10 protein-coding genes are annotated in these 8,204 nt (G+C 59.3%); 6 read left to right on the forward strand and 4 right to left on the reverse strand.

Annotated features, from left to right (window positions below):
* The 3 genes from WB402_RS14525 to WB402_RS14535 form a co-directional block, all read left to right on the forward strand.
* Positions 1-482, forward strand: a 482-nt coding sequence (locus WB402_RS14525) for a c-type cytochrome (protein WP_424209084.1), incomplete at its 5' end; no start/stop codon positions are given.
* Between the two features lie 100 nt (positions 483-582).
* Complete coding sequence (locus WB402_RS14530) at positions 583-1,212, forward strand: c-type cytochrome (protein WP_424209086.1); 630 nt, start codon at positions 583-585, stop codon at positions 1,210-1,212.
* Positions 1,213-1,326: 114 nt separating this feature from the next.
* Positions 1,327-1,929, forward strand: coding sequence for a NapC/NirT family cytochrome c (locus WB402_RS14535; RefSeq protein WP_424209088.1), 603 nt, complete (start codon positions 1,327-1,329; stop codon positions 1,927-1,929).
* A 165-nt stretch (positions 1,930-2,094) separates the two neighbouring features.
* Here WB402_RS14535 and WB402_RS14540 read toward each other — a convergent pair whose 3' ends face one another.
* Entirely contained in the window at positions 2,095-2,832 is a 738-nt protein-coding gene (locus tag WB402_RS14540; RefSeq protein WP_424209090.1) for a Crp/Fnr family transcriptional regulator, read from the reverse strand.
* Between the two features lie 346 nt (positions 2,833-3,178).
* Here WB402_RS14540 and WB402_RS14545 point away from each other — a divergent pair, with 346 nt between their 5' ends.
* Positions 3,179-4,246, forward strand: coding sequence for a 4Fe-4S dicluster domain-containing protein (locus tag WB402_RS14545; protein WP_424209091.1), 1,068 nt, complete (start codon positions 3,179-3,181; stop codon positions 4,244-4,246).
* A gap of 291 nt (positions 4,247-4,537) precedes the next feature.
* On the opposite strand, the gene mobA is transcribed toward WB402_RS14545, so the two are convergent.
* From mobA to WB402_RS14560, 3 genes are all read right to left on the reverse strand, one after another.
* The gene (gene mobA / locus WB402_RS14550; RefSeq protein ID WP_424209093.1) at positions 4,538-5,149 is read right to left on the reverse strand and encodes a molybdenum cofactor guanylyltransferase MobA; all 612 of its coding nucleotides are present in this window, start codon (positions 5,147-5,149) and stop codon (positions 4,538-4,540) included.
* Between the two features lie 11 nt (positions 5,150-5,160).
* On the reverse strand, positions 5,161-6,363 hold the full coding sequence (gene glp / locus WB402_RS14555; RefSeq protein ID WP_424209095.1) for a gephyrin-like molybdotransferase Glp: 1,203 nt from the start codon (positions 6,361-6,363) through the stop codon (positions 5,161-5,163).
* Positions 6,364-6,520: 157 nt separating this feature from the next.
* Positions 6,521-6,784, reverse strand: coding sequence for a thioredoxin family protein (locus WB402_RS14560; RefSeq protein ID WP_424209097.1), 264 nt, complete (start codon positions 6,782-6,784; stop codon positions 6,521-6,523).
* A gap of 144 nt (positions 6,785-6,928) precedes the next feature.
* Between WB402_RS14560 and WB402_RS14565 the strand changes: the two genes are divergently transcribed.
* Both WB402_RS14565 and moaB read left to right on the forward strand, forming a co-directional pair.
* The gene (locus WB402_RS14565) at positions 6,929-7,633 is read left to right on the forward strand and encodes a Crp/Fnr family transcriptional regulator (RefSeq protein WP_424209099.1); all 705 of its coding nucleotides are present in this window, start codon (positions 6,929-6,931) and stop codon (positions 7,631-7,633) included.
* Between the two features lie 23 nt (positions 7,634-7,656).
* On the forward strand, positions 7,657-8,202 hold the full coding sequence (gene moaB / locus WB402_RS14570) for a molybdenum cofactor biosynthesis protein B (protein ID WP_424209101.1): 546 nt from the start codon (positions 7,657-7,659) through the stop codon (positions 8,200-8,202).
* The last annotated feature ends 2 nt before the right edge of the window (positions 8,203-8,204 follow it).

Genomic DNA, 8,204 nt, shown 5'->3' on the forward strand with positions numbered 1-8,204 from the left:
AATCGGACGTACCGATCATCGGCGGCTTTTCTGCGCCAGCCTTGACCGACAACCTGACGGCATACAAGAAGAAGGAGCGCCCCTGCCCGGAGACGAAATACCGGAGCGGAGCCAAGAAAGGACAAAAAACCGACATGTGCCAGGTGGCCAAAGACCTGAGCGAGGCGGACATCAAAGGGCTGGCGCAGCATTTTGCCGGGAAGAAATTTGTCCGCGCCCAGCAGAAGTTCGATGCGGCCCTGGCCAAGAAGGGCAAGGAAATCCACGAGCATAGTTGCGATAAGTGCCATTCCGAGGGTGGCAGTCTCGCCAGCGATGACGCAGGCATCATGGCCGGCCAGTGGATGCCCTACCTCAAGGAACAGTTCAAGGATTTCAAAGACGGCAAGCGCCCGATGGTCAAGAAAATGAAGCCAAAGATGGAAAAGATCGATGCAGCGGAAATCGATGCGCTGGTCAATTATTACGGGAGCTTCAAATAAATCGGGTGGCAATGTCTCCCGTGTGAATCGCAAACCTTCAGCGGAATCGATTCACACGGGATAACTGCATGTCGGCCAGAATGGTAACCAGGAGATCAGCATGAAGACGCAAAAAGTCACCGGATTTGCATTATTGGCAGGCGCTGGATTGCTCAGCCTTTCTCTGGCAACCGGTGCCTGGGCAGCTGACATAAACAAGTTGGTTGACGCCTGCACCAATTGTCACGAACGGGATGGCGCTAGCCACGATCCGAATATGCCGATCATTGGCGGCTATTCCGAACCGTACCTTATCAGCAGCCTGACGGCGTACAAGAAGAAAACTCGCACCTGCCCGGAGATTGAATATCTGCACGGCGACAAGAAGGTGAAACTGACCGACATGTGCCGGATCGCCAAAACCCTGAGCGAAGCAGACATCAAGAAATTGGCGCAGTATTATGCCAGCAAGAAATTCAGGCGTGCCAATCAGGACTTCGATCCGGAATTGGCCAAGAAGGGCCAGCTGATTCATGAACGTGACTGCGAGAAATGCCACTCCCAAGCCGGCAGTGTTGCCAGCGATGACTCAGGTATTCTGGCCGGGCAGTGGACACCTTACCTGAGGCACCAATTATTAGCGTTCTATACCGAGAAGCGTAAGTTGGCTGACAAGATGAAGCCGAAGTTTGACAAACTCGACAAAACGGAGATGGAAGCGGTTCTGAATTACTACGCGAGTTTCAAGTAGGCCGGGCGCAAAAAAATACTACTCGTGCAAATTTCAAACTTGCTAAATGGGCGGTGTCGCCTGTGTAATTTCAAACCTGCGTCGAGAACTAGAACGGCCCAAAGGGGATAACGCATGTCGGAACCGACGGGAGACAAACAACCCGAGAAACGCTGGTCCAAGTTATGGCGCCCGCCATTTAAGTGGTATCTGCTGTGGGTCCCAACGGGCGGCATACTGATGTTCGTGGCAGGCATCGTTTTCTGGGGCGGGTTCAATACGGTCCTGGAAGCGACCAACACGGAGGCTTTCTGTACCTCGTGTCACGAAATGCATGACTACGTCTACCAGGAATACCAGAAGACGATCCATTTCAAGAACCGCACGGGCGTTCGGGCGACGTGCCCGGACTGCCATGTTCCCAAGCCGTGGATCTACAAGATAATCCGCAAGATCCGGGCCTCGAACGAGGTATACCACAAAATAATGGGCACCATCGACACCCGGGAGAAATTCGAAGCCCATCGTCTGGAACTCGCTGAAACCGTGTGGGCAACCATGAAGTCAACGGATTCGCGTGAATGCCGCAATTGCCACGCGTTCATTTCTATGGATCTGGCGAAACAGGATCCAAGTGCCCAGAAGAAACATACCATCGAGTATATACGCGAGAGCGGGAAGACCTGTATCGACTGTCACAAGGGAATAGCGCACGAGCTGCCCGAGGGCTATGAATAACAATCAGGCTGATCTGACCTGAGTTCGAACGAGATCACCATCACCGGTGGAAGTTAAGCAGCGGCCTTATACGACCCGACTCACTGAATTATAGTCAGGCACTATTCCGGGCGTGTCCGGCATGATGAATGCCCGAAGCGCAATCCGCTGTCAGGCGCATGCAGATCAAGAATGGCCGGACAGGGCGCGCCGCGCGGCGCTGGATGTCTTGGTTTCTACGCCATTCGTTTCTTCGAGCCACTTCCGGTCGAGGATGCGGATATAGCCTTTTCCGCTGCCGATTATTTTCTTGCGGGCAAAGTCAGCCATGACGCGACTCACGGTCTCTTCCGTCAGGCCAAGCATCTCGGCGATTTCGCGCCGCGACAGCCGCAGCGGCAGCTCGCCGTTCGGGTCGCCACGCTGCGGAATCAACGACAGCAGGAAACTCGACACCTTCTCCGGCGCGGTCTTCAATCCGAGATCGCGAATCAGGGATTCGGCCTGGTCGAGCTCCTGGCTAAGCGTCTCGATCACGCGCAACGCGATGGCCGGGCTGGCTTCGAGGATCTTCCGCAGGTCGTCGTGACTGATCTTGCAGGCGACCACGTTGGTAAGCGCCTCGGCGGTGAACGGATAGCGCTGACCCTTGAAAGTCTCGATGCCCAGCAACTGACCCGCCACCGCGATCCGCAGGATCTGCTGCCGCCCGTCCGGCATTGAACTCGTGAGTTTGAGCTGTCCGGAACGCAGCGAGAAAAGGAAGTCCGCCGGATCGCCCTCGCGGAACAAGATCTCGCGCGGCTCGTACATCTCGCGAATCAGGCTCTCGCGAATCTGACAAATCTGATCCTTGGTGAGGCCGGGATATAAACGGTCTTCACACAGGACACAAGCATTAATCTCGCAGGCACAGGTAGCCATGTTTCTATTATCGAACCCCCATTAATGAAGCCCTACTTCGCTTCGCTGCGTTCGTCCTGTCAGCGTATTCGTTCGCGGTGCTGCAACCACTCTAAATTTTTTTGAGCCATTCAAACAAGATATTGACCCGCATCAATAACCACTATATCCGTTCATACGCTCTGACGATACTCATCCGTGTTTTACCCGGCTATTCATACAGCTACTCTGCCCTATCCGGCAAGACTCATGCCCTGACCCCGGATGTCAGACACGTAATGTGAGCCCGAGTGCGTTGATCCATATCATTCAGGCCCCGGCCGGCGAATGCTAGGGTCGTGAGGGTGAGCCGATGGAGGGGAATGGAATGAGCGGCACGCTCACTTATCGCCGCCTGCGGCCGGATGCCCCGGTGGGACTGCTGGCCAGGGCCTGTCTCGAACTGCATCCGCAGCGCGTTGCGTGCGCGCGCTGCGCGGAGGCGTGCCCGGCCCAGGTGTTATCGCTTACCCACGAGGGTTTGCAACTCGACGACGGCTGCCTGGGTTGCGGCCAATGCATGGCGGTCTGCCCCACCGGTGCGGTTGCCGTGCACGGCTTCTCCCTCACGCTTACGCCAGAGTCAACGCAGGAAGCGCTGGAACTGGACTGTTGGAAAGTTCCCAGTAATCTTTCGCCGTCGGCCGCCGTGCGCGTACCCTGCCTCGGAGGCTTGAGCGTGAGCCACCTGCTCGCTCTGCGTTACGTGGCAGGAAGCCGCCGGCTCGCGCTGCTCGATCGTGGCTGGTGCAGCCAATGCTCGGCCGGGCGCCATAACTGTCACCCCGCGCAGACGGCGCTCTCGGCGACATACGACTGGCTCGAGGAAATCGGCGCCCCGGAATCGCATTGGCCAGTTCTCGACATACAGCCGTTGGCGGTTTCGTTTCAGCGTCACGCCATCTCGGACGATGCCAATACCTTTCCGTTCAAACGACGCGACTTACTGAGCCGGCTCGCGTGCGAAGTCGCCGCCACCGTCAGTGAAGTGGCCGCTTTCCGAATCGAGGAAAATATCGAGGACAGACTGGCGCGACCGGAGCAAGGACAGATACCGCTGCGGGCGATTGAACGCGAACATCAGCTTCTGCTTCTCGAAAAGCTTGCCGCGCGTTATGGGGGATCCTTGCCCGCGCGATTTTTTCCGGTGGTGGAAATCGGTCCGGACTGCCAGGATCATCGGCTGTGCGTGAATCTCTGCCCCACCGGCTCCCTCGATTCTTACCAGGATATCGACGGCAGCGGCGTGAGGTTCGATGCGGTGCTCTGTATCGCCTGCGGTCAGTGTCAGGCGATGTGCCCGGAGGGGGCGGTCCGCGTACAGCCACAATCCAGGCATGCCTCTCCACCGGGAAAACCCGTTACGCTCACTCGTCACACGCGGCGAACTGCGTGAAAGACGGCTAGACATTCTCAGCTAACGGGCGCGAGACGCGTTGTGCGACCTGCCGCAAATCCCGGGACTTTGCCCGCGCCGGTTTCGACAGCTTGTTCCGCGATACCACCGATCGAAACGGACGAAACAAACATTAAGGGAGCCTCTGATTTAGTCCGTTCGTGGTGAGCCCGTCGAACCACGAACGGAAAAATCGCCGGCGACTTACGGCATTTCCCGTTCACCCTTCGACAAGCTCAGGTCGAACGGGAAACTTAATCAGAGGTTTCCAAATACATCGAATGCCTGCGGCTACTCCCGGCCCTCGGCGGCCTGATGTTCCTGGGGCGTGTTGATATTCACGAACGCGTCCGCCGCATCGGAAAAATCCGCCAGCGCCGCATTTTGTCGTCGCATCCATTCGCCAGCTTCGCGACCGCCACCGACAAGATAATCCTGTAATGACTGGGCCAGCGTGCGATGCACCAGCGCAAACACCGGCTGCATCCGCGCGCCGCAGGTGGCAACGGCTATTTGCGCCGGTTCGCGCACCAGGGCGGCAATCAGACGTTCAGCCAGATCGGAAGGCGGCGCCGGCGTATCGCAGGGCGCGCACAATACGAATGGCGTGTCGGCCGTGCGCAGCGCGCTCAGGATTCCGGCGAGCGGTCCATGATAGTCGCCGATCGCATCGGCGATGACGGGAACGCCGTAAGCCGCGTACGTTTCCCGGTTGCGGTTGGCGCTGATGACGAGACGGCCGACCTGCGGCCGCAGTATCGAGATGACATGCTCAATGAGCGGCCGGCCGCGCAATGAGACCAGCCCCTTGTCGACGCCACCCAGGCGGCTTCCGCGGCCGCCGGCGAGGATCACGCCGGTGATGTCGGAAACAGGGATGCCCGTTGAGGATCTCCCGGCCATGCGTCAGCGGGTCATGAAAAATCCGTGTTCAGCGGAACCGTCATGACCGTTTCTCCGGGCTTGAAACCGGCGCTGTCCGCCTCGACACGAATGAAGCCGTTGGTTTCGCGCAGCGGTCCGAGCATGTGCGAACCCTGGCCGCGCAGCGCCGTGACCATGAGCTTGCCGTTTTCGTTGACCAGATGCGCGCGCACAAACTCGGTGCGTCCGGGATGGCGGCGGAACTCGTTCGTTGCCGTGGCGGTGAGCTGGGGCAGGCGCGCCGTGCCGTGATGCCAGGCGATGAGCGCCGGCTCTACGAACAGCTTGAACGTCACGAGGCTCGACACCGGATTGCCGGGCAGCGCGAAGAAATGCGTGCGCGTTCCCACGCGCCCGAAGGCGATCGGCTTGCCCGGCTTGATTTTCACTTTCCAGAATTTGATCTGGCCGATCTCGGCGAATACCTGCTTGACCAGGTCGTGGTCGCCCACCGAAGCGCCGCCGCTGGTGATAATGAAGTCGAAATCCGCGGACGATTTCAGCAGCGCGCGCAACGCCGCCGGCTCGTCACGCACCGTGCCGCCGTCCACGGCGTCCATGCCCAGCTCGCGTAACAACAATATTGTCGCCAGTCGGTTGGATTCGTATATCTGTCCCGGCCGCAGCGGTGCGCCGGGCGCCACCAGTTCATCGCCCGTGGCGACCACTAGCACACGCGCCGAAACGTAAACCGGGATTTGCGCCACGCCGGCGGCGGACAACAACGCCAGATCGTAAGCCGAAAGTCTGCGCCCGGGCTGATACAACACGTCGCCTTGGTGAAAATCCTCACTACGGCGGCGCAGGTGGCTGCCCGGTTGAACGGTTTTGGGAAATACCACCGTATCGCCTTCGAGCTTGATGTCTTCCTGGATTACGACGGTATCAGCGCCCTCGGGCAGTGGTGCACCGGTGAAGATGCGCATCGTCGTGCCGGCGGCCAGTCGCCCCGGGGCATCGCCGCAGCGGCACTCACCGCGCCGCGGCAGTACAAATCCGGCGGCCGTCAGATCGGCCGCGCGCAACGCGTACCCGTCCATGGCGGAATTATCGAAGGCGGGGTTGTCGACCTGCGCGCGCAGTTCGCGCGCGACGAAGCGGCCATGGGCCTGTGCGAGCGATGTCATTTCCGTCGCCGCGGCCGGCGTGACTTCGGCGAGAATCGCGGCGCGGGCTTCTTCGAGGGTCAGCATAAAGGAACCCCTACTCCGCTTCGCTCCGTTCGTCTTGTCATCATGTGGGAAGCCCTACTCCGCTTCGCTCCGTTCGTCCTGTCATAAGATGAAACGGTAACGTATTTCGCAACCCAAGCCTAGACAACGAGCTCGGGACGCCCATGTTGCAATAAATCTAGGGATACTGTCGCAGCGGTGCCAGCGACACCAGGGCGCGCGCCTCCTCGGCGCTTTGCACCCCGATGGCCACCAGCACGCCGTCTACCACCAGCGCCGGGATGGTCTGAAGTTGCAGGCGCTCTGCCAGCTGCCGGCCTTCGAGTCGGTCCAGATTCACCACGGAGAAATCCAGCTCAAGCTCGGCCGCCACCCCGCGCCAGACTTTCTCGGCCTGATCGCAGGGGTCACATGCGTCGGAAACCAGCAACTGGACTTTCATTCCTCGGGCTATCCCGTTTTATGGCTGTCCGCCGACGTGCGGGGCGACAGCGCGTGAATAGGATTTGCGCGTCACTTTGAATCGGGTCGCCACCCGCGGCATTGACCTTGGTCAACCGGCCCTTTCTGAGGTTATGATTGCGCCATGAACCGATCCCCGGAGGCCAACCGCGAATTACGCCGCGCTTACCTGTTCGCCGACATGGCGGAGCAGCATCTGGCGACCCTGATTCAGGGCATACATGATATCCATCTCAACACGGGTGATACGCTGTTCCGACACAGCCAACCCGCCGAACGATTTTTCTTCCTGCGCGACGGCATGGTGAAGCTGTTTCGTCTCTCGCCCGAAGGTGACGAGAAGATCATCGAGATCGTGCAACCGGGCCAGACCTTCGCCGAGGCGGTAATGTTCATGGGCACCCAGGGGCGCTACCCGGTTAACGCCGAGGCGGTGAGCGAATCGCGCCTCTACGCCATCGATCAGAAGGCCTTTCTCAATTTATTGCGCGAATCGCACGAGGCCAGCTTCGGGCTGCTCGCATCCTTGAGCCGGCGGCTGCATATGCTGGTGAACCAGATCGAAAGTCTTACGCTGCAAAATGCCACCTATCGTCTCGTGGCGTATCTGCTCGAGCAGATTCCGCGCGACGTCAAGACATCGCCCGAGGTGCAGCTCACCACCCCCAAGGGCGTGATCGCCTCGCGTCTCGCGATCCAGCCCGAGACGCTGTCACGAATCCTCGCTAAACTGCGTTCGCGCGAACTGATCGAGGTGCATGGCAACCACATCACCGTGCGCAACGTGCATGCGCTGCGCGATCTCGTACATCTGCCGCCGCAGGATTGATAGCGGCATCCAAGGAAGAAACCATGAGTAAAAAAGCCAAAGGTCCGTTCGTCGTTCTGAACGTCGCGGTGCTCACGGTTTCGGACACGCGCACGCGCGAAAACGACACCTCCGGCGATGTCATTCAGGAGCGGCTCGAAACCGCGGGACACAAGGTCGTGAGTCGCGTCATTCTCAAGGACGATGTCGAAATTCTGCGCGGGCAATTGCGTGCCTGGGTCGCCGACAAAAACGTGGACGCCATCATCTCGACCGGCGGCACGGGGCTGACGAAACGCGATGTCACTCCCGAAGCGTTCGAACCGCTATTCACCAAAGCCATTCCCGGTTTCGGCGAATTGTTCCGCTGGCTTTCTTATGAAGAGATCGGCACTTCCACCATCGAATCGCGCGCGCTGGCCGGCGTGGCCGGCGACACGCTGGTTTTTTGTCTCCCGGGCTCGACCGGCGCCTGCCGTACCGGGATGGACAAAATCATTCTGCCGCAATTGAATTCAACCACCGGGCCCTGCAATCTTACCGAAATGCTGCCTCGCATCCGTCACGATCCCGCTCCCAAATTAGAATGACA

The sequence above is a fragment of the Sulfuricaulis sp. genome, from assembly GCF_049587675.1.
Lineage (GTDB): Bacteria > Pseudomonadota > Gammaproteobacteria > Acidiferrobacterales > Sulfurifustaceae > Sulfuricaulis.

Bases quoted from the DNA above. Each gene is read 5' to 3' on its own strand.
- WB402_RS14530 (WP_424209086.1), top strand. From the start codon at position 583: ATGAAGACGCAAAAAGTCACCGGATTTGCATTATTGGCAGGCGCTGGA.
- WB402_RS14535 (WP_424209088.1), top strand. From the start codon at position 1,327: ATGTCGGAACCGACGGGAGACAAACAACCCGAGAAACGCTGGTCCAAG.
- WB402_RS14540 (WP_424209090.1), bottom strand. From the start codon at position 2,832: ATGGCTACCTGTGCCTGCGAGATTAATGCTTGTGTCCTGTGTGAAGAC.
- WB402_RS14545 (WP_424209091.1), top strand. From the start codon at position 3,179: ATGAGCGGCACGCTCACTTATCGCCGCCTGCGGCCGGATGCCCCGGTG.
- mobA (WP_424209093.1), bottom strand. From the start codon at position 5,149: ATGGCCGGGAGATCCTCAACGGGCATCCCTGTTTCCGACATCACCGGC.
- glp (WP_424209095.1), bottom strand. From the start codon at position 6,363: ATGCTGACCCTCGAAGAAGCCCGCGCCGCGATTCTCGCCGAAGTCACG.
- WB402_RS14560 (WP_424209097.1), bottom strand. From the start codon at position 6,784: ATGAAAGTCCAGTTGCTGGTTTCCGACGCATGTGACCCCTGCGATCAG.
- WB402_RS14565 (WP_424209099.1), top strand. From the start codon at position 6,929: ATGAACCGATCCCCGGAGGCCAACCGCGAATTACGCCGCGCTTACCTG.
- moaB (WP_424209101.1), top strand. From the start codon at position 7,657: ATGAGTAAAAAAGCCAAAGGTCCGTTCGTCGTTCTGAACGTCGCGGTG.